Source organism: Bifidobacterium sp. FKU (assembly GCF_026016385.1).
Lineage (GTDB): Bacteria > Actinomycetota > Actinomycetes > Actinomycetales > Bifidobacteriaceae > Bifidobacterium > Bifidobacterium infantis.
The window spans coordinates 1,076,735-1,099,246 of record NZ_CP092888.1; the positions used below are offsets into that span (position 1 = coordinate 1,076,735).

A 22,512-nucleotide genomic window follows, 5' to 3' on the forward strand; every position below is an offset into this window, starting at 1 on the left:
TGTTCTCGGCAGGGAAGGAGAGGGGCATGGGCTTGGGCTGGAGCTTGTCGATTGATATTGACATATTTTGCGGGCTGAATCCATGTGAACCCATGCGATGAAGGTTTATCGCGTCGCGGGACTCACTGCTATGCGGAGGTCTCCACCTGAGGCACCCCGGCTTTGATCAGTTTTACCCGCAGCGGAGTGCGTTCGATGGTGTCGGCGTATGTGAAATGGACGATTTCGGTGGCACCGGCTCGTTTCAGTCCTTCGTCGCGTGCTCGTTCCTTGGCCACTACCTCCTGAATGCTGCGGTTATCGGTCATGGCTGGGTCCACGTATTTTTGTGTGCCGTCGTATTCGGCCACTATCACGCGCCCGTCATCGAGCTTCCATACGAAATCAACGCGGTGCTCGGTATTCGTCTGCGGGTCGGTCACCGTTACCTGAATACGCGGCGTGAGGAAGCGATCCTCGATGATGGTGCCTCGCGCGAGGGATTCTCCACCATTCTCGCTCCTTTCGTTTGCATAGCGCAGCAGGCGGAATACTCGGGCATAATCGATTCTCCATTGAACGCAGTCGGCGGCTATCTCTTCCTTGGTTATTCCCTTGGCAAGGGCCGAGTCAAAGATCGGCAACGCAAACCGAAAATCAAGGTCTATGGCGGCCTCGACCAAGGTTCTAGCCGGTGATATCAGGGATAGGCCGGAGGCCTCGTAATGCGTCTTCGGATTGTTCATATCGGGCATATAGACATGTCGTAAGCGCTGATGGCATTGACGAGATCCATGATCGGAAGTCACGATGGTTATGCAGCCATCATGCAAATGCCATTGATGTTCGAATCCATAAGCACTTACTGCCACCAAGCCGCCAAAAACCCACTGAGGATGCTCTTGCGCAAGAGCGCGGGCCATATGCAACGTTCGCTCCGGCGGCGTCAAACCATCCCAGTATGCGGTATTTGCATAAAGACTGGGAATGCCGTCATACACTTTCAACAACTCGCCACTCTGGGCACGGCGGCGTAGAGCGGTCTGTTCCGCTTCATTTCTTGAATAGACGCATCTCAGCTCATTCTGCGCGGCTGATATGAGCGAGGCCACTGCTTTGTGTGTCTTCATGACGTCGAGCGTAGCCGGAACGAAGCAGCGTAAGTATGAATTTCAGCCATTGTGGTTCTAGCCTCGGAGCTTGGCTGTCTTGGAGTGAGATATTCCCGATAATTTCAAGGTATTAGGCCACTAATTCGGAATAGTGGATAACATGCAAAACTTATCCACCATCAGTAATGTCATTCGAACAACGTGCTTTGGGGATTCGAACAAGATATCATCGGCGAAGGCGGATGTAGCTGGTAGAGGGCGGCGAATTGACGGTTAACAGTGCTTATGCTTTGTACGCCGTCGGTGCTGATTCAGATATTGGCTGGCTTCTGTCTGAGTGTGGAATCTAGCGTCGGCGTGAGTCCAATGGTTGTATCGTGGCCGACGATTTGCTGCGATTTATTGGCGGCATAGATCCAGGGCTTGGACGGCTGCCGACGGTGAGAGCAGTCATAACAGTGAATGAGCCTCTGCGAGTTCAAAAGATGATGTAGCGGATGTTTGTGAGAGTCGTTTCCGGGGCAAGACATGGTCGATTGACGACGTTGAAATTTCTCAACGACGGCAGAATGGCATGCCTTGGCGAGGAGACGACACTGAGAGGCGATGGAGTCGGGATTAATCCAGGTTTTGGCCAGCTGCCGACTCGCAAGAGCATCATAGCGTCGGTGTACCGCCAGAAGCTGGCACTGTACCGACGCTGAATAGCATCAGCGTCGCCGGACATACAAGTTTTGGATTGCAGCCGACTAAGAATGGGATGCCGACGGCAAGAGCCGCATTGCAACTATATGAGACGGCTTCACTGTGCGCGCTGCAGGAAAAGGCCGCCCGCGCGGCGGCGACATATGAGACGGTTTCACTGTGCGCGCACGATAAACCACCCCGGCGGCTAGGATAGAGGGAATTGAGGAGTGTGACTCCACGCGTGAAGGCAAGAATCCCGAACCATGCAGGGCAAACCTGTGCGAGGGGAGCTTCCTGCGCATGCGGAAGCGGAATATATGCGGGCATGCGTAGACATGACGAGAATGGCGCGAACACGTAAGTGGCATACGCACTCCGAACGGTGCAACAGCAACACGAGCAGAGGTTAGAAGAGAATATGTCATTCGAGCATCCGAATCGGAACAATGAGAGCATGCGGGACGTCGAACTGGACATCATGAGCCGCCCGCCGGAGCATAACACCACCAATCTGGATCTCGACCGGATGAACCTGATGCTCGACATCCTGGGCCACCCGGAGCAGTCGTTCCGAGTGATTCATATCACCGGCACCAACGGCAAAGGCTCCACCGCACGCATGGCCGAGGCCATCTGCCGCGCCTACGGCATGCGCACCGGCCTGTACACGTCGCCGCATCTGGAGAAGATCAACGAGCGTATCGCCATCGACGGCCAGCAGCTGTCCGACGACGATTTCATCGACATCTGGGACCAGACCAAGGATCTCGTGGCCCTGGTGGACGCCAAGATGGAGGAGCAAGGCAAGCCGAAGATGAGCTTCTTCGAGGTGCTCACCGCCATGGCCATCTGGAAGTTCGCCGACACGCCTGTGGACGTGGCCATCGTCGAGGTCGGCATGGGAGGCCTGTGGGACGCCACCAACGTGCTCAACGCGGATGCGGCCATCATCGGTCCGGTGGACATGGACCACATGCAGTGGCTGGGCGACACCGTCGAACAGATCGCCACCGAGAAGGCCGGCATCATCAAGCCGAACTGCACCGCCATCATCGGCCCGCAGCCGCATGAGGAAGCCGTCATGCCGATTCTCACCGAAGCCGCCGAACGCAACCACGCCACGCTCGTGCGCGACGGCTACGAAATGACCGTGTCCGACCGCATGGCTGCAGTCGGCGGACAAGTCGCCACCCTGACCACGCCCAACGGCACTTACGAGGGCGTGCCGATCGTCAAGTTCGGCGAGCATCAGGCCCATAACGCACTTGCCGCGCTCGTCGCCGCCGAAGTGGTGATTCCGGTCAATGGCCCGCTGGACGGCGACTTGGTGGCCGAGGCGTTGAGCTCGGTCAAGATTCCCGGCCGCATCGAACAGATCCGCACCTCGCCGACCATCATTCTGGATGGCGGACACAACGTGAATGCCGCCGAAGCCCTACGCAAGGCCATCGAGGAAAGCTACGACTTCAAGCAGCTGGTCGGTGTGGTCGCCATGATGCGCGACAAGCAAGTCGAGGAATATCTGGGTGTTCTGGAGCCGATCCTGAGCTCCGTGGTGGTCACCGAGAACTCGTGGCGCGAGCGTGTGATGCCGGCCGATGAGCTTGAGAAGATTGCCGTGGACGTGTTCGGCCGTGACCGTGTGATCAAGGAAGCGAACCTGCCCGACGCGATTCAGGCTGCCGTCAACATGGTCGATGCCGAAGACGAGTTGGGCGTGGGCTACGGCCACGGCGTGCTCATCTGCGGCAGCTTCGTCACCGCCGGCGACGCACGCCTGATGCTTGAGGAACACGCCAGCCCCACGATGAGGCAGGCTATGGCCGTCCATCAGCCGGCGGTTGGTCCGGACGGTTCGGATCGGCCGGCAGACAAGGCCGAGGATGAGGCCGCCGACAACCTCGAGGATTCGGTAAGCCCGGACGACTTCGACGTGTTCGACGTCCTCGGCCTCGGTAAGGAACAGGCCAGTGACGCCGGTAACGCCGGCACCGGCACGGCCAGTGCCGACACAGGCACCGACGATTCCGCCGACGCCCGGTAACCCGAATCCAAGGCATATCGGATACCCGGACGCCCGACATACGGAAAACAGTCTCACGCCATGTATCTCAAGGAACTCACCCTCCGCGGATTTAAATCCTTCGCCTCCGCCACCACGCTGCGCTTCGAGCCCGGCATCACGGCGGTCGTCGGCCCCAACGGTTCGGGCAAGTCGAACATCGTCGACGCCCTGACCTGGGTGATGGGTGAGCAGGGCGCCAAAAACCTGCGCGGCACTTCGATGGAGGACGTGATTTTCGCGGGCACGTCCTCCCGCCCGCCATTGGGCCGTGCACAGGTGAGCCTGACCATCGATAATTCCGATCACACGCTCGATATCGATTACACGGAAGTCACCATATCCCGCACCATCTTCCGCAACGGAGGCTCCGAATACGCGATCAACGGCTCGCAATGCCGTCTGCTCGACATTCAGGAACTCCTCTCCGATACCGGTCTTGGCCAGCAGATGCACGTGATTGTGGGTCAGGGACGATTGGATGCGATTCTGAAGGCCGACCCGTCCGGCCACCGCGCGTTCATCGAAGAGGCCGCCGGCATCCTGAAGCACCGCAAGCGCAAGGAACGCGCGTTGCGCAAGTTGGCCAATACCGAAACGAACCTGAGTCGACTTGACGATTTGCTGGGGGAGATTCACCGCCAGCTCGGCCCCCTCGGACGCCAGGCACGCATCTCCCGGCGCGCCGACGCGATTCAGATATCCGTACGCGACGCCCAAGCACGCCTGTATGCCGAAGACGCCCAACGCTCGATGAGCCGCCGCGACACGGTACGTCAAGAGCTTGGCGATGTGCGCAACCAGCTGGCCGTCGCCCAACGTGAACTCGCCCACGTCAAAGTACGCATCGAACAGGTCGAGGCGTTGAGCTCTGAATCCAGTCCGGCCATCGCCAAGGCCAACCAATACTGGCATGAATTCTCACAGACCCGTGAACGACTGAACGCGCTCGCCCAGTTGGCCGAAGAGCGCAGCCGGTCACTCACCGGCCAGATCGTCACCAACTTCGGTGAGGATCCCGGCATGCTCGTCAAACGAGCCGAGGAACTGGAGTCTCAGGCCGCGGCACAAACCAAGGCCGTGGCCGATGCACGCATCGCACTTGACAAGGCCACCGAGGAACGCGCCGACGACGAGAAGAAGCTTGCCTCAGTCCGCCAGACCTTGACAGAACTGCGCAAAACCGCACAGGAGCGCGATGCACAAATCGCCCGACTGCGCGAACTCATCGCCCGCGAGGAATCCGCCGTGCAACTGGCGACCAGCCGCGCCAAGGATTACGCCTCCCAACGTGACTCGCTGACTTCCCAGCGCGACGATGCCCAGCAACAGCTGGACGCATTGCGCAGCGAAGCGGACTCCATTGCCGACGATGACGGTGCCGCATTGGACGCCGCACGTGCGACGCTCGCCGAATGCCGCGAACGACTGAACGAACTCGCCGATAAGCAGCGCGAGATACAGTCCAAGATCATCTCGCTCAAAGCCAAGGCCGACGCGCTTGCCGACACGCTAGGCAGCCGCAATGCTTCCGGATCGTTGGAGCGTGATACGGACGTGGCCTCGCTTGGCCGACTCACCGACTTCATCCATGTGGCCGAAGGCTGGGAAGATGCCGTGGCCCACGCGCTCGACCAGTATGCCAGCGCTATCGTGGTGCCCGAGGCAGGCAACATGTTGCACGCCCTCGAACGCGCTCGGGAAGATAAGCTCGGCAAAGCCGTGGTGCTGACCGCGAGCATTGCCGGCGATTCCGCCACAGAGCCGGGCACGGAGTCGGAGGAGAGTAGCGCCGAGAACACGGCGGCCGCCCCGCGATCGGGCAGCGCGCTGGCAGCACTCGTCACCGCGAACCCGGATGCAGAGAACCAGGCGCAGGCCGAAGCTGTCGTGCACACCGTGCGTCTCCTGCTGGCTGATGTAGCCATGGCCGGCACCGCCGACGAAGCACAGCACATCGTGGCATCCGGCGAAGCCATGCGGGCCGTCACCAAGAACGGCGAGACCTTCACACACGGCGTGGCGGCGGTCGGCGGCTCTTCCATCTCTCAATCGGACCTGTCTCTGGCCGCCCGTCGAGACAAAGCATTGGCACAGGTCAAACAGTTGACCGCCCAAGACGGCGGAATGGCTGAGCAAGTGGCCGAGGCCAAAGCCAAACGCGATGAAGCGGCCCGACTCGTCGACCAGGAATCCGCCAAACGCACCGAAGCCCGGCTCAAAGCCCAACAGGCGGAGAAATCTCTGAAATCCGCCACAGACCGCGTCGCATCGTTCACCCGTCAGCTCGAGCAGCTGGATAGGAAAATCACCGAGACCCAAGAGAATCGCAACGAGCATCAGCTCAAGCTCGACGATCTCAATCGCGCTTTGGCATCGGCCCAGCAATCCACAGCGGAACATGCCGATTTCGACGAACTTGATGAACGTGAACGCACGCTGGAGCGCGAACTGAACCTGACTCGCGAGCATGAGGTCGCCGCGAAAATCGCGTGGACCGAAGCAAGCCGCAAAGGGGAGTCACTGAGCCGACAGGCCGGGCTGCTGCGGGACAACGCCAAAGAAGCCGCCGAACGCCGCGCCCGCATCGAGGCGTTGAACGATCGCAGACGCGAGCAGGCCGCACACCTGCAAGGCGTGGCCGATGACGCGCGAGCAGTGGCCGCCATGATAGAGCATACGCTGCATGACGTGGCCGCCAAACGAGACGAGCTGCAGGCCGCCGCCTCCAGCCATGACGAGGAACTCAAGGCCCTGCGCGCGCAGCGCAACCAGATCGAGCCCAAGGTCACCGATCTGACCGGGCGCGAACATGCCTTGGATGTAAACCGCGAACGGTTGGCCGCCGAATCCGGGCAGCTCATGCAAAAAGTGTCCGACGAACTCGGTCTCACTTTGGAGGAATTGGTTAGTGGTTACGGCCCCGAACAGCCGGTGCCCGTGCTGGATGATGAGGGCAACCCTGTGCCGTTGGATGAGACGGAAGCTGAGTCTGAGACCGAAGAGGGAGAAACCGGGGGAGAGACCGGCACCAACGGCGATTCCGCCCTCTTTAAGACCGTGCCGTATAACCGTCAGGAGCAGAAGAAGCGTCTCGATAAGGCTCGCCGCGATCTGGCCGCACTCGGTAAGATCAATCCTTTGGCCACCGAGGAATTCGAAGCGCTTGAGGAGCGGAACAAGTATCTCAATGATCAGCGCAACGATGTGGTCAAATCACGTGACGATTTGATGCAGCTCATCAAGGATCTCGATTCCACGATGGTCCAGGTGTTCAAATCCGCGTTCGACGATACCGCCGAGGCATTCGAGCAGATGTTCGCCACGCTGTTCCCAGGCGGCACCGGACGACTGCGCCTGGAAAACCCGGAAGACATGCTCACCACCGGCGTACTGGTCGAGGCCAGCCCGGCCGGCAAGCGCGTCAAACAGCTGAGCCTCCTGTCCGGCGGCGAACGTTCGCTGACCGCGCTGGCGCTGCTGTTCGCGATTTTCACCGCCCGCCCCAGCCCGTTCTATGTGATGGACGAGGTCGAGGCCGCGTTGGACGACGTGAACCTGACCCGTTTGATTAATGCGTTCAATGAGCTACGCGCCCATGCGCAGCTCATCATCATTACGCACCAGCAACGCACCATGTCGATTGCCGACGCGCTTTACGGCGTAACCATGAGAGCCGATGGCGTAACAGCCGTGGTGAGTCAAAAACTCGAACGATAAACGAATGGTTCCCGCTGGCAGGAACTGGTACCACAGGTGACAGAGGGCGGTCCATATCGAAAGACCGCCCTCAGTCTCGCTTCGTTCGACAGCTCCCGCCAGCGGGAGCGGGGCGGTATTAGCGCAATGCCTTGCGCACGCCCTGTACAGTCTGCAGCGTCTTGTAGAAGACCTTCTTGATGGGTACGTCGCGGGCGGGGGCCACCGGGGTGATTTCCTCGGTGAACTTGCACTTGAACTCGTTAAGGCCCTTGAGAGACGGCGCGAAGTCGGAGCCAATGCCCATGAGATCGTATTCAGTAATACCCTGCGAGCCTAGGATGCAGCATTCGGAATACAGCAGCTTGTCGGTCACATGCAGACGCATAACCTCGTTGCGCATGCCGGCATAGTAGCGCACCGCATGTGTGCCGTTCACGGTGACAATCGACCATGCCACCACACGGTCTTCAATACGTGCGGCGAACACACGGCAATGGTCGGCACCCAACGCGCCGATCATATCGTAATAGTCGCTCATCGGAGCAGGCGTGAATCCATCGCGCTGGCCGGTCTCGACCATCACATCGTAATATTCGGAGAAATCGGCCAGCGCCTTATCCGTCTCATCGGCAACCTCGGCCGGGCACTCGCGCAGAGACTTGCGCACGTCACGGCGTCCACGACGCTTCATCCGAGCCAGAATCTCATCATCGCCACCGGTGACGTCGATGATCACGGTCTGGTCGTACGGCACTGTGGAGAGCACCTTCTCCGTACCATCGGCGAACCAGGTGTCGATACGCAGGAACGCGATGTTCTTGTCGGCCTTCTTGACGGTGTCCACGATGGCGTCGACGACCTCGCGCTCCTCAGCCTCGGTGGGCTTGGCGACCCACGCCGGCCCATGCATCGAGCGCAGATAATGATAACCGTGCGTCTCAAAATCGATAAAGGAGATCACGGCGACCAATTCACCATCACGCTTGATCAGATAATCGCCCCATGGCGTGCGTCCGTCGATATCCGCCTGAAAACCAGACCAAACCTTGGTCTGTTCGATGGGCAACGTGATGCCGGCCTTCTCGGCTTCGGCTTCCAGTGTGGCTCCGTCAACTTTCTCCAACGTGATCATTACGATTCAGCTATCCTTTTTCGTTCGTATCCGTATGTCGTGTTTCTGGTTTGGTCGTATTGCGCGTGATCTGATTGGCCGGAATCCCGTCACAAGCCAAACATGCGTTCGACGACGTGATCGTCGCCGTCGAACGGCACATGCTTGTGATGGTCCTTGATCCAACGCTCGTTGCCCTTGCCGATAATCAGCAGGATGTTGAATCGGTCGGCGTGCGCACGGGCATCGTAAATGGCGTTGGTGATGGCCGTCGGACGGTCGGAAATCACCGTGGAGGCCACATCCTTGTTCGTGATGTAGCCTTGCATTTCCATGCAGATGTCGATGAACGGCTCGGTGTCCGTATCTTCGGCGGTGAAAATGAAGTTCGCGATACGGTTCTCGGCCGCCTCGACGATTTCCTTACGACGATCGTAGGCCTTGTTGCCGGCCGATCCGGTCACCAGCGTGATACGCGGGTTTTCCTCGCCCCAACGCTCGTAGACGAAGTCAAGCAGCGCGGTGACGGATGCGTAGTTGTGCGCATAATCGACGATGGCGAGCGTGTTCGACTGCGGGTCGCGGAACTGTTCCATACGGCCGGCGATACGTACGGATTCGATGGCGTGCAGTGCGTCGGCGTCATCGAGCGATACGCCAGCCGCATGGGCGATGGCGATGGCCGCCGCCGCATTGAGGTAGTTGAAGTCGCCATCGATGGACAGATGGTAGTCGCCAAGGGTCTGATCTCCGTCGGCGATGTGGAAGGAGGCGTGCTCCGGGTCGGCGGGCCAGGCGACGACGTCCGCACTGGTGCCGGCATTATCCGCGTCATGCAGGGCGAAGGTGGTTGCGCCGATGCCGGCTGCCGCCGCGTCCTCCCGCAACAGATCGGCGTGCAGACTGTCCGCGCCGAGTACCAGCGACTTCGCGTTGGCGATGATCTGGCGCTTGCAATACAGGTAATCCTCGAACGTGGGGTGTTCGATCGGGCTGATGTGGTCGGGGGAGATGTTCAGGAACGCGGCCACATCGAAAGTCAGGCCATAGACGCGGTCCACTTTGTACGCCTGGGAGGAGACCTCCATCACCAGATACTCCATGCCGTTATCGGCCGCCTCGCGCATCATGCGGAAGGCGTCCATCGATTCGGGCGTGGTCAGATCGGACTCGACGTAGGTGTGGCCGTCAAGGCAATTATCGACCGAGGAGAACAATGCGGCCTTGCCACCGGAGACGGCGTTGATAAGCGCCTGCGTGAAGTACGAGGTGGTCGTCTTGCCCTTGGTGCCGGTGACGCCGATGACCGTGAGCTCGTTCTGCGGATATCCGTAGAACGCGGCGGACAGCAGGCTCATCGCCTTGCGTGCGTCGTTGACGATCAGGCCGGGGGCGGCGGTTGCGGCTGAGTACTCGGTTTCGGCCACGTATGCGGCCAGGCCGGCTTCGTCGATGCCGTTCAGATACTCGGCCTTGAATCGGCCCTTGCAGCACAGCAGGGTGCCCGGCGTGACCTTGCGGGTGTCGTAGGTGATGCCGGCGAACGGTTCATCCGTCGAAGCGATACGGGCCGGGTCGTCGGTCCAGACATCCCCTTGGATGATTTCACGCAGCAGATGGTGTTCCTTGAGCAGGTCAGCGGCCGAAGCCAAAGTCAAAGCCATAATTGTTTCTCCCTATTATCTAGCCGATACGCCATTCTACAGGTGGGGTGCAGCGTGTTGTGGCTCACACGTCATCGACCACGATATGGGCACATGATTTGATTAGAATGGTGAACCGTGACGACAAGCGAAGCAACTACGCAATCCGGGCAGTCGGCCGGATCGGGCGAGTCCATGGCAGCCAAGCGCGCCAGATTCGAGCAGCACGCCATGCCCGCCGTCAATGCACTGTACCGGCAGGCGATGAGGCTGACCAACAATCCCGATGACGCGCAGGATCTGGTCCAGGACACCTTCGAACGCGGGTTCAAGGCCTTCGACTCATTCCAGCCGGGCTCCAACTTCGAGGCGTGGATGACCACCATCGAGCGCAATGCCTACTTCAACCAGTATGCCAAGGCCAAGCGGCGCCCGCAGCGTGCCAACGACTCCACTGGCGAATACGACGATTGGGACATTTACGATGCCGCCGAACATACGTCGGACGGGCTCAAGTCCGCTGAAGAGGAATATTTGGACGCCTTCGCGCCCGAGGAAATCATGACCGCGCTCGCCAAACTCTCGCCGGAACGCCGGCAGGTGTTCATCGACGCCGCCATCGACGGCAAGTCCTACCAGCAGGTGGCCGATGAGCAGGGCGTGAAAATCGGCACGGTGATGAGCCGCCTGAATCGCGCCCGTACGCAACTCAAGCGTGAGCTCGCCTCGTATGCGAAAGAGCGCGGGTACGTGACTGGTTCGTCGGCTGGTTCACCATCCGCGAAGTTGAGCGAAAACGTTGGTCGAATCGCCGATTCCGGCCATAATGAAAGTAGTGAACAAACTGTTGGTAGCAATGGCGACACGCAAGCCGTAGTGAGACATAGTCATGCGACTCACGCCCACACGCCACAACAGTCAAGCAAGCTTTCGGGAAAGGAGATCTGATGAACGATCAGCCGGTAGAGCGTACTCGCCATATCTCCATAACCCGTACGGCGGCCGATGGCACGGTAAGCCAGACCGAAGTGCATATCACGGCGGTGCATCATCGTTCAGTAGATACCGGCTCGGCCGCTGCGTCGGTCCAGACAGACGTGCATATCGTTACGGAGGGCGACTGTTTTGACCCCCGTACCTGCTGCGACGAGCGTGAACAGGCGTTGATTGCCGCGTTGCGTGCCTACTTGCGCCCGGATGTGGCGCCCGAATGTCTGATGGCCCGGCTCAAGGCCACGCTTGATCACTGCTGCGGCGAAGATAAGTAACGACATATACAACAAGGCCCGTCTGATGTATCATCAGACGGGCCTTGAGCGTTCTATAAGAAACGCGAAGAATCAGGCGTTAGGACGCTTGCCGTGGTTGGCGGCCTTCTTACGACGATCCTTGCGCTTACGTCCGCGCATGCCCATGATGGACTCCTTTGCTGCAGTAAAAAAATAAGCCTTCGGAATTATGCCACATAAGTACGACGTGATGCAACACGGGTGTCCATGTGGCGATGATCGTCAGGCTTGGTTATTCGGTTTTTCAGATTTGTTCGGCGTGGAAGGTGACCACGGTGGTGTAGTCATCGCCCGGCTCGAGCACAACCAGATCCTTGCCGGTGCGGAAGGCGTCGGCGTAGGCGGTCATCGGTTCGACGGCCACGCCGGCCTGACGAGCCTTCTCGTCGATTTCGTTGCCGGTGCACACCTGCCAGGAGTTGATGGTCTTGTCGCCGGTCAGCGTGACCTTGATGCCGTCGGGGCGGGTGAACACGGCGGAAGTGCTGCCATCTTCACCGCGGTTGGTGATATCGGTCCAGGCATCGTCGAAGCCACGTCCCTCCAGCGTGGGGTTATCGCGCAGGTCGAAGATGCCGGAAACCGGCTCTTCGCCGGTGGGTAGCAGGTGTTCGTCTACGGTCACGTGAGTATCGCAGTGCAGCTCAAGACGGCAGGACTCGTTGTCGGCGGTAATGGCCTGACCGGTGGCGTGCTTGCCGTTGGCCAGCCACGGGTGGATGCCAAATGCCCACGGGGCCTTCACGCTGTCGTTGTTGTGCACGGTGAAGGTTTCCGTGAGACCGTTCTCGTCAAGTGCATAAGTGGCGGTGATAGTGATATCAAACGGGTAGCCGACGATGTCGGGGGAGCGCCAGGAGAGCGTCACATGTGATTCCTGCAAATCAACGAGCTCCCACATGTAGCGGTAGGCGTAGCCGTGCAGGGAGGATTGGCGGTCGAACTCGTCGATCGGCATCTGGTAGTCTTCGCCATCGAAAGAATACTGACCATTGGTCACGCGGTTCGGGTACGGTGCCAGCACCCAGCCGTTGCAGCAGGGGATGACCTTGTTCGGGTCGAAGGGGACGATGAGGTCTTCGCCGCGCCACTTCAGCTCGCGCAGGCTGGCACCCATTTCGGTGACGACGGCACCCCATTCGCCGGCCGAGATGACATATTGGTTACCAGTGCGAGGCTTCAAAGCCATAGTGCACACTCCTTGGTGAAACAGATTGTTACCGCTCACAATCGTATCGCACAAGTCCCAAGACGCGGCGGCACATAAGGATAAATAATTGGCTCCCCTCTGGCGGGGAGCCAACGTAACGGAACTACTTCTGGGCTACTTCGTAGCGGACCACAGTGGTGTAGTCGCCGTTGGGGGCGAGCGTCACCAAGTGGTCACCAGTGCGGAAGGCATTGGCCGGGGCGGTCATCGGTTCGACGGCGATACCATACGGATGCTCGGAGAACGGCGCGCCAGTGGCGGTGTAGCACTGCCAAGCATTGATCGTCTCATCGCCAATGAGCTTCACTTCAATACCGTCCGGGCGGGTGAATGTGGTGGTGGTCGTACCATCGGCGGCACGCTCCACGTCGACCCAGGCATCATCAAAGGCGCGGCCTTCGAGCGTCGGGCCATCGTTCAGGTCGTAGATGCCGGTAACCGGTTCGGTGCCGGTGGGAATCAGCGCCTCGTTCACCGTCACATGACTGTCGGCCTTAATCTGCAGGTGGCAGGCGGCGGAGTCGGCATCGCGTTCGGCGACAGTCGCGCCCTGCTTGCCGTTGGCCAGCCACGGATGCAGGCCGAGAGCCCACGGTGCCGGCTCGTCGCCATCATTGCGGGCATTGACGGTCACGGTCATGCCGTTGTCGCCGAGTTCGTAGGTGACGGTCACGGTCACATCGAACGGGTATCCGTCCAGGTTGGGGAAGCGCAGCGAAAGCGTCACGGCGCTATCGGTCAACGATTCAAGCTTCCACATGTAGTGGTAGGCGTATCCGTGGTTCGCATTGTTGCGCGGTGCGGGATGATATTCGTTAACCGGCGCGCAGTAATGCTTGCCATCGAAATCGTATTCGCCGTTTTCGATGCGATTCGGCCACGGGGCCAGCACATAGCCGTTACAGGTGGGGGTCAGGTCGTTGACGCCGAACGGGCAGAAAATTTCCTTGTCTTGATAATCGAATCGGCGAATCTTGGCACCGAGTTCGCAGATGACGGCGGAATAATCGCCATAGTGAATCGAATACTGATTTCCGGTGCGTGGTGTTTTACTCGTCATGGAATCACTCCCGTAGTGAGGTTGGTGAGCCGGTAGCTCCTGCTATCGCTGGCTCCAGTCTAGCGCGTCTCCTCTATCGAGGCGGGGATTGGCGATAGCCGGCATATAATAAACAATTCGTACAGACACGGTAGCAATACGTGGAGTGACGAGTCTCACACCATCATGCGAGAAGCACGTGGATTCCTTGGAAACCGGTGATTCGTGGGAGACACGGAATAGTTGTGACGGCAGATTCCTGTAATCCCTGCCTTACACTGGAAAACACTATTGACGTTCAGGAGGTTCCGATGACCAAAAGCGTTGTGCTCGCTGATCCGCGAGGCTTCTGCGCGGGTGTGGACCGTGCGATTCTTACCGTACAGACCATTCTCAAAGCCGCGGAGGCTTCCGGAAAGCGGACGCGCGAGGATGGGCTGCCCCCGGTATATGTGCGCCGGCAGATCGTACACAACAAGCATGTGGTCGAGGACTTGGCCGGGCAAGGCGCGGTGTTCGTCCAGGAATTGGCGGAGATTCCGGATGCTGCTGCCCAAGCGGGTATTCCGGTGGTGTTTTCCGCCCATGGCGTATCTCCGGTAGTGAAGGCGGAAGCCGAACGTCGTGGCATGCATGTGGTGGATGCCACCTGCCCTCTGGTGGGTAAGGTGCACCGTGAGGTGCTGCGTTTCGTGCGTGAGGGGTATGAAATCGTCTATATCGGGCACAAGGGCCACGATGAAGCGGTCGGCGTGGTGGGGGAGAGTCCCGAACATGTGTACTTGATCGAGCATGAATCGGATGTCGATTCGTTGAATTTTGCGCCCGACACCAAGCTGGTGCTGCTCTCGCAGACTACGTTGAGCGTGGATGAGACCGCCGGCACCATTGCCGCGCTGAAGGCCAAGTTCCCGTGGATTCAAGAGCCGCCGAGTTCGGATATCTGCTATGCCACATCGAATCGTCAGGCTGCGGTCAAACTGGTGGCCCAGCAGTCCGATTGCGTGGTGATTGTCGGATCGGCCAACTCCTCGAATTCCGTGCGACTGATGGAGGTGGCGCAGGAGGGCTTGGGGAAGCGCGGCAAAGCGTATCGCGTGGATGATGCCAGCGAGCTTGCCCCGGCGTGGTTCGTCGGACTGGAGTCCGTGGGGGTCTCCTCAGGTGCCTCCGTGCCGGACGAACTGGTGTCCGGTGTGATTGACGCTCTGCAAAACTTGGGTTTCACCGGTATGAAGTCCATCGAAACCATCAAAGAAAACATGCACTTCGTGCTGCCGGCGGAGTTGCGCAGGGAGAAGTAGTCATCCTTGGCTCCCCTCACCGAGGGAAGCCAAGAACGGTCACCACGTGCCGATTGGTGCGGCAACGGCGTTCAAGACCTTGAGCAGGTCCTGCGGGTTCACGCCTACGGACAGTCCGCGTTTGCCGCCGGAGACCAGAATCTGGTCGAATTGCAGGGCGCTTTCATCCAACACAGTCTTATGACGTGTCTTCTGGCCCAACGGCGAGATGCCACCTACCACATAGCCGGATTCACGCATCGCGACCTTGGGATCGGCCATAGAGGCCTTCTTGGCACCTACGGCTGCGGCCAATGCCTTCAGGTCCATATGTCCGCTGACTGGTACCACGCCTACCACACGCTCCGAACCGGTGTCCGCCATTAGGGTTTTGAACACCTGATGCTCGTCGAAGCCGAGCTTGGTGGCCGCTTCCACGCCGTAGCCGTCATCCATATGGTCGTTGGAGTGCTCGTATTCGTATACGTGGAATTCCACGCCCGCCTTCTCCAGTTGGACTGTCGCCGGAGTGGAACCCGCGCCCTTATCATGCTTGCTTTTCTTTGCCATGATTACCGTTCTACTACGAAGAGACCCCCGCACAAGGCGGGGGTCTCACAGCTTAGTTCTCAAACGAACCGTAGCGGCCTAGACCGCAGTGGTTCACTCGGAGATCTCAGCGAAGTACAGCAGGGTACGGATCATGTTGGAGGTGAAGCCGTACTCGTTGTCGTAGAAGGACACGGTGCGAGCCAGGGTCACGCCGTCAATGGTGTTGACGTCGGTCTGGGTCGGGTCAAACACGCCACCGTGGGTGTCGCCGAGAATGTCGGAGGAGACGATGCCCTCATCGTTGTAGCCGTAGTACTCGGTGTCGGAGAAGGCGGCCTTGAAGGCTTCGTTGATCTCGTCGGCGGTGGTCTCGGTGTTCAGAACGGTGGTCAGCTCGGTGACGGAGCCGTCCGGGACCTGGACGCGCTGGGCATGGCCCTGCAGCTTGCCGTTCACGGACGGAACGACCTTGCCGATGGCCTTGGCAGCGCCGGTGGAGTGGGCGATGGTGTTGATGGCGGCGGCGCGCAGGTTGCGGCCGGTCTTGGTGCCACGCGGGCCATCGAGCAGCATCTGGGTGCCGGTGTAGGCGTGGATGGTGGTCATGAAGCCGGCCTTGATGCCGAACTTCTCGTCCAGCAGCTTGACCATGGCGGCCATGGAGTTGGTGGTGCAGGAGCCGGCGGAGACGATCACGTCGGAAGCCTTGAGGATGTCGTGGTTCACGCCGAACACAACGGTCGGGGTGGTGTCATCCTTGGCCGGGGCGGAGATCAGGACCTTCTTGGCGCCAGCGTTGATGTGAGCCTGGGACTTCTCAGCGGAGGTGTAGAAGCCGGTGCACTCGAGCACGTACTCGACACCGTCGTTCTTGACCCACGGAATGTTGTTGGCGTCCTTCTCGGCGTAGACCTTGTATTCCTTGCCGTCGACGATGATGGAGTCTTCGGTGGCCTTGACGTCAACCGGAGTGCCATCGTCATGACGGAAGGTGCCGTGGGTGCTGTCGTACTTCAGCAGGTAAGCCAGGGTAGCCGGGGTGGTCAGATCGTTGATGGCGGCAACTTCAATGTCACCAGCCTGGCCGCCGCGAGCCTGCAGCTCGAAGATGCGACGGAAGGCGAGACGACCAATGCGACCGAAGCCGTTGATACCAATCTTAACTGTCATGTAATTCTCCCTTGTAGGGTGGCCTTGGCGCGCTTTGGCACACCGGGCCATTGTTTACCAACAGTTGCTACTGTAATGCCGACTCTGTACACATGGCAACGTTTCAGCGTGCGTTTTGGGCAAAAATGCCGTATTTTCTGTGAGCGCTCACAATTCGGATTGCCCGCAACCGACATGTGATTTTCCTCTCCTTTGGAGGAATGTCTTGAATCATCACGAGCAAGCGCACGATACGCGAGTCAGCGAACCAGCAGCTTGGACACTGCGGTGTCCAGCTCGCCGATATCGCCGCCAAATTCGTGAAATCGGCTCACCTGAGGCAATGCCACCTCGATGGGGAAAGTGACGATCAGTGTGCCGTGTTCCACGCTGATGGCCGCGTCCACGCCGTCGCGGAACTCGTTGCTGACGCCTTGCACCACCGTATTGGTCAGCGTGCCGTTCTTGAGCTCGTATTTCAGCCCCGGTTCGTTCACGCCAAGCGAAACATCGGAGTGGGAGAACGCCGACACCATACGGCCGTCCTCGGGCACCGGATGCGCGGGGAACGAAAGCCTGCCATCGGTGATGGCCGTGACGATGAGCCCGTCACCATACAGGTACCCGCTTGCCCCATGCCGGGCCAATAATGCCATCAGTTGAATGCCGGAAATCGTATGGTCAATGCGGCCGCCCAAACCGCCATAGACATGGAATTCGCGGCAACCCGCCGACCAACCGACCTTCAGCGCGGAAAGCATGTCCGGGTCGTCCTTCAACGCGGGCAGCGCGATGGTGCGCACATCAGTGCGAGGCGGCCGGCCCTCCAGCGAATCGAAATCGCCCACCACCACATCGGGCACGATGCCCAACTCGCGCGTATGGTCGAGCCCGCCATCGGCCGCCACCACATACGCGCCGGCCGGCACCACGGGCGTGCCCGCATAGTATTCGCCCGCACCAAAAATCACGCATACCTGAGCCATGATGCCCACTGTAGCCGGTATCCACCCACCGACACACGGGCCGCGAATGTCCGGGCGTGTGGTAGGATTCCTATTTGGCTTGAGAAATCAAGAAAGCGGGGCAACCCCACCTGGAAGCCTTTCAAGGCCTCGGGTTCAAGGCAAACAGCCTAGCGATTGCGATATACAACGCGCAATCAGGAATGACGCAAAGAACTGATATGCGTCTGCAGAAGCTGAGCGCATATTGGCGCTGGTTTTGGCTTGCCATGAACCCAAAGCATTGAACAGGACTCCAGCAAAGGACCTCGCCACGGAATTAAAGTAGAGGATTGGAGTCATCATCAGCGACGAACCACGTATTAACGACGAGATTCGCGTCCCGCAGGTACGCCTGATCGGCCCGAAGGGCGAGCAGGTGGGCGTCATCGCGACTTCCGTCGCGCTGAACCTGGCCAAGGAGGCAAACCTCGATCTCGTCGAGGTGGCCCCGAACGCGAAGCCTCCGGTCGCCAAGCTCATTGATTACGGCAAGTTCAAGTACAACGAGAAGATCAAGGCTCGTGAGGCTCGCCGCAACCAGAGCACCGCGGAAATCAAGGAGATTCGTTTCCGCCTGAAGATCGACGACCACGATTTCGACGTGAAGAAGGGCCATGTGACCCGTTTCCTTAACGGAGGCGACAAGGTCAAGGTCACCATCATGTTGCGCGGTCGTGAGATCTCCCGCCCGATTGGTGGCGTGGAACTGCTGCAGCGTTTGGCCGACGATGTCGAGGAATACGGCACCGTCGAGTCCAAGCCGAAGCAGGAGGGCCGCAACATCATCATGACCCTTGCGCCGAAGGGCAAGAAGGTCCACACCCAGTCCGAGCAGCGTCGTCGTGGCGCCGAGTCCCGCGCCGAGCGTCAGGCTCGCCAGGCGGCTCGTCTCGCGGCCAAGCAGGAGTCTCAGGCTCAGGCCGCGGCCGACGCGCAGTCCGCGATTTCTCAGAAGACTTCCGACAAGAAGCAAACCAGCAAGGAGGGCAGCAATGCCGAAGATGAAAACTAATTCCGCCGCTTCCAAGCGCGCCAAGATCACCGGCACCGGCAAGGTGAAGCATGTCGGTTCCGCCATGCGCCACAACCTCGAGCACAAGTCCGCTCGCAAGCGCCGTGAACTGTCCGCCGACGATGTGCTGCGCGGCGGCCAGGCCAAGAAGCTGCACCAGCTTCTGCAGAAGTGAGCATAGGGCTTACCCGGAAATAATAAGACTTTAGAAAGCTGAGGAATAGATTATGGCACGTGTCAAGCGCGCAGTGAACGCCCACAAGAAGCGTCGCGTTGTTCTCGAGAGGGCTTCCGGCTACCGTGGCCAGCGCTCCCGCCTGTACCGCAAGGCCAAGGAACAGCTGCTGCACTCCTTTAACTACAACTTCCGCGACCGCAAGGCTCGCAAGGGCGATTTCCGCAAGCTGTGGATCCAGCGCATCAACGCTGCCGTCCGCGCTGAGGGCATCACCTACAACCGCTTCATCCAGGGCCTGCGTCTCGCCGGCATCGAGCTGGATCGTCGCGCTCTGGCTGAGATCGCCGTCTCCGACCCGAACACCTTCAAGACCATCGTGGACGCCGCCAAGGCCGCCCTGCCTGAGGACGTCAACGCTCCGGTTGAGGCCTGATTGCTTGAAGTCGTGACTTCACACTAGAAACCCCGCTTCCGAGCGGGGTTTCCTATTATTAGCCCCCTCTGACGAGGGGGCTCCCGCGCAGCGGGTGGGGGAGAGAACAAACTCATGACCAACGGATTCACCAGACTCACCGAGCAGTTCCTCGTCCACATCGGCGTGGAGCGAGGACTCGCCACGGCCACCGTCACCGCCTACGAATCCGACATCACCAAATACATTGATTGGCTCGAAACCCGCGGCATCCACGAACCGGACGCCATAACCAAACAAGACGTCGAAGACTACATCGCCGCCCTTGGCCAGGCGGGGGAGTCCGCCCGCTCCAAAGCCCGAAGACTGGCCTCGATCCACGAATTCCATCGCTTCGCGCTCGGTCAGCACGCGGTGACTGCCGACGTTTCTGCCGCAGTCAAGGCACCCAAAGGTGCCAGCACCCTGCCTGACGTACTCACCGTGGACGAGGTAACCCGTCTGCTCGACACGGCGGCAGTCGGCGGATCAACCGATCCGGTGGTATTGCGGGACAAGGCCCTGCTCGAATTCATGTACGCCACCGGCTGCCGCGTCTCGGAAGCCACCGGCGCGAATCTGGACGACATCGACCTGGACGAGCACATCGCGCGACTCATGGGCAAGGGCTCCAAGCAGCGGCTTGTGCCATTGGGCAGCTACGCATGCCGGGCCATCACCGCATACCTCAATGCGGGGCGTGGCGAGCTGGAACGGCGCTCCAGCACCAAGATTCCCGAGAGACGCGCACTGTTTCTCAACAAACGTGGCAAGCGCATCTCGCGGCAATCGGTATGGGAAATCGTCAAAGCAACCGGGGAACGGGCCGGCATCACCAAACCACTCCATCCGCACACCCTGCGCCATTCCTTCGCCACGCACCTGATTCAAGGCGGCGCGGACGTGCGCACCGTGCAGGAACTGCTTGGGCACGCCAGCGTGACCACCACGCAGATCTACACGCATGTAAGTCCGGAAACCCTGATCGAAACGTATCTCACCGCCCATCCTCGGGCGCGATGACCGATGTCTGGCGAGGTGATGAGACGGGTTGTCCGCGATATGTCGAAGCAACGTGTTTGCGGCGATATTGGCGAACGGATAAGAGTACGCTGGTCAGGTGAGATCAGGATTCGACGGAGGTCCAGGCATGGCAGATCGGCGTGTCGACCACGGGCAAGACGGCGCATTCCGTCAAGGCACGCTGCCCATGGACGAAGCGTATGTCGTTACACCACCCCGGAACATGGATATTGATAAGGTAGACAGTATGCCTACCGATTTGCTTGGACGTGAATACGAAACCTTCCCCGCACCCGGACCGCTGCAACAGCACGGTCCGGCGCGCGTCATTGCCATGTGCAACCAGAAGGGCGGCGTAGGTAAGACCACCAGCTCCATCAATATCGCCGGTGCGTTGGCCCAGTATGGCCGCCGCGTGCTTATCGTCGATTTCGATCCGCAGGGCGCCGCCACTGTGGGACTGGGCGTCAACGCGAATACCGTGGAGAACACGATTTACACCGCGCTGTTCGATATTTCCGTGGATCCACATGATGTGGTGCAGCACACCGCATTCGAGAACATCGATGTGATTCCGGCGAACATCGATTTGTCCGCCGCCGAGGTCCAACTGGTCACCGAAGTGGGCCGAGAGCAGATCCTGAACAGTGTGCTGCGCAAGCTCAAGTCGGAATACGATCTCATCATCGTCGACTGCCAGCCATCGCTCGGCCTGCTCACCGTGAACGCGCTTGCCGCAGCTGATGGCGTGATCATTCCCGTGGCCGCCGAATTCTTCGCCTTGCGTGGCGTGGCCCTACTTATGCAGTCCATCGAAAAAGTGCAGTCCCGCATCAATCCCGCATTGGAAGTGGACGGCGTGCTCATCACCATGTACACCAAGACACTGCACTGCGAAGAGGTCTGCCAGCGCATTTACGAGGCGTTCAGCGAAAAGGTGTTCCACACGTTCATCTCCCGCTCCATCAAACTGCCCGATTCCACGGTTGCCGCCGCGCCCGTGGTGGTTTATGCCCCTGAGCACAAGACATCAAAGGAATACCGTGAGGTGGCACGTGAGCTCATTGCTCGCGGCATCGTGGCGTAACGATTGTTTCGATAAACGATGAATGAGACTTCCCTTTCTCGGCTCCCCTCTCTGAGGGAAGCTGGCTCGCGTAGCGAGGCTGAGGGGAACTCCGCGGAAGCCGAAATCAGCACGGAGGAATCCGCCACCTCCGGCTTCCAAGTCAACCTCGAAGTCTATTCCGGTCCGTTCGATGCCTTGCTCGGCATGATCGCCAACAACAAACTCGAGCTGACCGAAGTTTCCCTCTCCTCGATCACCGAGGAATTCCTGACATACGTGCGTGGGCTCGATTTCGCGAAAAACATGGATGAGGCCAGCGCCTTTCTCGATATCGCCTCTATTCTGGTCGAGGCCAAAAGCGTGGCGATTCTGCCCGGCAGCGAAGACAGCCAGCACGACGAGCAAAGCCTTGAAGCACTGCGCGAACGCGATTTGCTGTTCGCCCGACTCCTCCAATACCGCGCCTACAAGCAGGCCGCAGGTGACTTCCGGGCGCGTATCGCCGCCAACTCCGGCCGATTCCCGCACCCGGCGGCCATGGACGAGGCCGTTGCCGCCATGCTGCCTGAGCTGGTATGGACGCTGACCCCGCTCGAACTCGCCCAACTGGCCGCCCAGGTCATCGCCAACGCGCCCGCCTCCGAAGTATCGATTCACCAGCTGCACGTGCCGCTGGTCGATCTGCGGGCCCAATCGCTGGTGGTGCGCGACCGACTGATCGCGGCACTGGAATTCAAGGGAGACCAGTCGATGTCGTTCAGCGAATTGACCCGGGACTGCACTTCTCGTATTGAGGTGGTGGCTCGGTTCATGGCCGTGCTCGTGTTCTTCAAACAAGGTGTGCTGCAGTATCAGCAAGATGGTCCGTTTGCCGAACTGCATCTGAGGTGGGTGCCCGGCGTAGACGAAACGATGAGCGACGTGAACATTTCCGAAGGCGATTTTGCGTAAGGA

At 59.7% G+C, this 22,512-nt stretch carries 20 protein-coding genes; 11 read left to right on the forward strand and 9 right to left on the reverse strand.

The genetic code is table 11. The annotated features are described in order from the left end of the window. Positions 1–128: 128 nt before the first annotated feature. A complete protein-coding gene (locus MMB48_RS04735) occupies positions 129–980 on the reverse strand; it encodes a hypothetical protein (protein WP_050496316.1) in 852 nt (283 codons plus the stop codon). Positions 981–2,232: 1,252 nt separating this feature from the next. Here MMB48_RS04735 and MMB48_RS04740 point away from each other — a divergent pair. Next, positions 2,233–3,822, forward strand: coding sequence for a bifunctional folylpolyglutamate synthase/dihydrofolate synthase (locus MMB48_RS04740; RefSeq protein WP_032745252.1), 1,590 nt, complete (start codon positions 2,233–2,235; stop codon positions 3,820–3,822). A gap of 60 nt (positions 3,823–3,882) precedes the next feature. Beyond that, positions 3,883–7,560, forward strand: coding sequence for a chromosome segregation protein SMC (gene smc / locus MMB48_RS04745; RefSeq protein WP_032745250.1), 3,678 nt, complete (start codon positions 3,883–3,885; stop codon positions 7,558–7,560). Positions 7,561–7,678: 118 nt separating this feature from the next. On the opposite strand, the gene MMB48_RS04750 is transcribed toward smc, so the two are convergent. Together MMB48_RS04750 and MMB48_RS04755 are read right to left on the reverse strand one after the other, a co-directional pair. Beyond that, on the reverse strand, positions 7,679–8,674 hold the full coding sequence (locus MMB48_RS04750) for a lipid II:glycine glycyltransferase FemX (RefSeq protein ID WP_032745249.1): 996 nt from the start codon (positions 8,672–8,674) through the stop codon (positions 7,679–7,681). 89 nt (positions 8,675–8,763) lie between these two features. After that, complete coding sequence (locus MMB48_RS04755; RefSeq protein WP_032745248.1) at positions 8,764–10,317, reverse strand: UDP-N-acetylmuramoyl-L-alanyl-D-glutamate--2,6-diaminopimelate ligase; 1,554 nt, start codon at positions 10,315–10,317, stop codon at positions 8,764–8,766. Positions 10,318–10,491: 174 nt separating this feature from the next. Here MMB48_RS04755 and MMB48_RS04760 point away from each other — a divergent pair, with 174 nt between their 5' ends. Both MMB48_RS04760 and MMB48_RS04765 read left to right on the forward strand, forming a co-directional pair. Next, complete coding sequence (locus MMB48_RS04760; protein WP_032745247.1) at positions 10,492–11,244, forward strand: sigma-70 family RNA polymerase sigma factor; 753 nt, start codon at positions 10,492–10,494, stop codon at positions 11,242–11,244. Next, complete coding sequence (locus MMB48_RS04765) at positions 11,244–11,564, forward strand: hypothetical protein (RefSeq protein WP_007055264.1); 321 nt, start codon at positions 11,244–11,246, stop codon at positions 11,562–11,564. Before MMB48_RS04760 ends, MMB48_RS04765 begins: the two co-directional genes overlap by 1 nt. A 72-nt stretch (positions 11,565–11,636) precedes the next feature. On the opposite strand, the gene MMB48_RS11680 is transcribed toward MMB48_RS04765, so the two are convergent. From MMB48_RS11680 to MMB48_RS04775, 3 genes are all read right to left on the reverse strand, one after another. Next, positions 11,637–11,711, reverse strand: a complete 75-nt coding sequence (locus MMB48_RS11680; RefSeq protein ID WP_003817083.1) for a 50S ribosomal protein bL37 — start codon at positions 11,709–11,711, stop codon at positions 11,637–11,639. A gap of 118 nt (positions 11,712–11,829) precedes the next feature. Then, positions 11,830–12,774, reverse strand: a complete 945-nt coding sequence (locus MMB48_RS04770) for an aldose 1-epimerase family protein (RefSeq protein WP_032745246.1) — start codon at positions 12,772–12,774, stop codon at positions 11,830–11,832. A 124-nt stretch (positions 12,775–12,898) separates the two neighbouring features. Further along, complete coding sequence (locus MMB48_RS04775; protein WP_032745245.1) at positions 12,899–13,855, reverse strand: aldose 1-epimerase family protein; 957 nt, start codon at positions 13,853–13,855, stop codon at positions 12,899–12,901. A 269-nt stretch (positions 13,856–14,124) separates the two neighbouring features. Here MMB48_RS04775 and MMB48_RS04780 point away from each other — a divergent pair, with 269 nt between their 5' ends. Next, on the forward strand, positions 14,125–15,138 hold the full coding sequence (locus tag MMB48_RS04780; RefSeq protein ID WP_265074936.1) for a 4-hydroxy-3-methylbut-2-enyl diphosphate reductase: 1,014 nt from the start codon (positions 14,125–14,127) through the stop codon (positions 15,136–15,138). A 39-nt stretch (positions 15,139–15,177) separates the two neighbouring features. On the opposite strand, the gene ybaK is transcribed toward MMB48_RS04780, so the two are convergent. The 3 genes from ybaK to MMB48_RS04795 form a co-directional block, all read right to left on the reverse strand. Then, positions 15,178–15,687: a Cys-tRNA(Pro) deacylase gene (ybaK, locus tag MMB48_RS04785; RefSeq protein WP_013410753.1), complete on the reverse strand. Its 510-nt coding sequence runs from the start codon at positions 15,685–15,687 to the stop codon at positions 15,178–15,180. A gap of 93 nt (positions 15,688–15,780) precedes the next feature. After that, positions 15,781–16,839: a type I glyceraldehyde-3-phosphate dehydrogenase gene (gene gap, locus MMB48_RS04790; RefSeq protein WP_012577270.1), complete on the reverse strand. Its 1,059-nt coding sequence runs from the start codon at positions 16,837–16,839 to the stop codon at positions 15,781–15,783. A gap of 239 nt (positions 16,840–17,078) precedes the next feature. Continuing rightward, positions 17,079–17,804: a thiamine diphosphokinase gene (locus tag MMB48_RS04795; protein WP_012577271.1), complete on the reverse strand. Its 726-nt coding sequence runs from the start codon at positions 17,802–17,804 to the stop codon at positions 17,079–17,081. A gap of 310 nt (positions 17,805–18,114) precedes the next feature. On the opposite strand from MMB48_RS04795, the gene infC reads away from it, so the two are divergent. The 6 genes from infC to MMB48_RS04825 all read left to right on the forward strand — a co-directional run bounded on the left by infC (position 18,115) and on the right by MMB48_RS04825 (position 22,509). Next, positions 18,115–18,837: a translation initiation factor IF-3 gene (infC, locus tag MMB48_RS04800; RefSeq protein ID WP_032682519.1), complete on the forward strand. Its 723-nt coding sequence runs from the start codon at positions 18,115–18,117 to the stop codon at positions 18,835–18,837. Further along, positions 18,818–19,012: a 50S ribosomal protein L35 gene (rpmI, locus tag MMB48_RS04805; protein WP_007052593.1), complete on the forward strand. Its 195-nt coding sequence runs from the start codon at positions 18,818–18,820 to the stop codon at positions 19,010–19,012. Before infC ends, rpmI begins: the two co-directional genes overlap by 20 nt. A 52-nt stretch (positions 19,013–19,064) precedes the next feature. Next, positions 19,065–19,448 (forward strand): 50S ribosomal protein L20, encoded by a 384-nt coding sequence (gene rplT / locus MMB48_RS04810; protein WP_011068013.1) that lies wholly within the window; start codon positions 19,065–19,067, stop codon positions 19,446–19,448. A 114-nt stretch (positions 19,449–19,562) separates the two neighbouring features. Then, positions 19,563–20,489: a site-specific tyrosine recombinase XerD gene (gene xerD / locus MMB48_RS04815; protein ID WP_032745243.1), complete on the forward strand. Its 927-nt coding sequence runs from the start codon at positions 19,563–19,565 to the stop codon at positions 20,487–20,489. 247 nt (positions 20,490–20,736) lie between these two features. Beyond that, a complete protein-coding gene (locus MMB48_RS04820; RefSeq protein ID WP_032745242.1) occupies positions 20,737–21,576 on the forward strand; it encodes a ParA family protein in 840 nt (279 codons plus the stop codon). 18 nt (positions 21,577–21,594) lie between these two features. Continuing rightward, positions 21,595–22,509, forward strand: coding sequence for a segregation and condensation protein A (locus MMB48_RS04825; protein WP_080714912.1), 915 nt, complete (start codon positions 21,595–21,597; stop codon positions 22,507–22,509). Positions 22,510–22,512 lie beyond the last annotated feature (3 nt).

Bases quoted from the DNA above. Each gene is read 5' to 3' on its own strand.
- MMB48_RS04825 (WP_080714912.1), top strand. From the start codon at position 21,595: ATGAATGAGACTTCCCTTTCTCGGCTCCCCTCTCTGAGGGAAGCTGGC.
- MMB48_RS04740 (WP_032745252.1), top strand. From the start codon at position 2,233: ATGCGGGACGTCGAACTGGACATCATGAGCCGCCCGCCGGAGCATAAC.
- MMB48_RS04760 (WP_032745247.1), top strand. From the start codon at position 10,492: ATGGCAGCCAAGCGCGCCAGATTCGAGCAGCACGCCATGCCCGCCGTC.
- MMB48_RS04795 (WP_012577271.1), bottom strand. From the start codon at position 17,804: ATGGCTCAGGTATGCGTGATTTTTGGTGCGGGCGAATACTATGCGGGC.
- MMB48_RS04770 (WP_032745246.1), bottom strand. From the start codon at position 12,774: ATGGCTTTGAAGCCTCGCACTGGTAACCAATATGTCATCTCGGCCGGC.
- rpmI (WP_007052593.1), top strand. From the start codon at position 18,818: ATGCCGAAGATGAAAACTAATTCCGCCGCTTCCAAGCGCGCCAAGATC.
- MMB48_RS04750 (WP_032745249.1), bottom strand. From the start codon at position 8,674: ATGATCACGTTGGAGAAAGTTGACGGAGCCACACTGGAAGCCGAAGCC.
- MMB48_RS04775 (WP_032745245.1), bottom strand. From the start codon at position 13,855: ATGACGAGTAAAACACCACGCACCGGAAATCAGTATTCGATTCACTAT.
- rplT (WP_011068013.1), top strand. From the start codon at position 19,065: ATGGCACGTGTCAAGCGCGCAGTGAACGCCCACAAGAAGCGTCGCGTT.
- smc (WP_032745250.1), top strand. From the start codon at position 3,883: ATGTATCTCAAGGAACTCACCCTCCGCGGATTTAAATCCTTCGCCTCC.
- gap (WP_012577270.1), bottom strand. From the start codon at position 16,839: ATGACAGTTAAGATTGGTATCAACGGCTTCGGTCGCATTGGTCGTCTC.
- MMB48_RS04820 (WP_032745242.1), top strand. From the start codon at position 20,737: ATGCCTACCGATTTGCTTGGACGTGAATACGAAACCTTCCCCGCACCC.
- MMB48_RS04765 (WP_007055264.1), top strand. From the start codon at position 11,244: ATGAACGATCAGCCGGTAGAGCGTACTCGCCATATCTCCATAACCCGT.
- MMB48_RS04755 (WP_032745248.1), bottom strand. From the start codon at position 10,317: ATGGCTTTGACTTTGGCTTCGGCCGCTGACCTGCTCAAGGAACACCAT.
- ybaK (WP_013410753.1), bottom strand. From the start codon at position 15,687: ATGGCAAAGAAAAGCAAGCATGATAAGGGCGCGGGTTCCACTCCGGCG.
- xerD (WP_032745243.1), top strand. From the start codon at position 19,563: ATGACCAACGGATTCACCAGACTCACCGAGCAGTTCCTCGTCCACATC.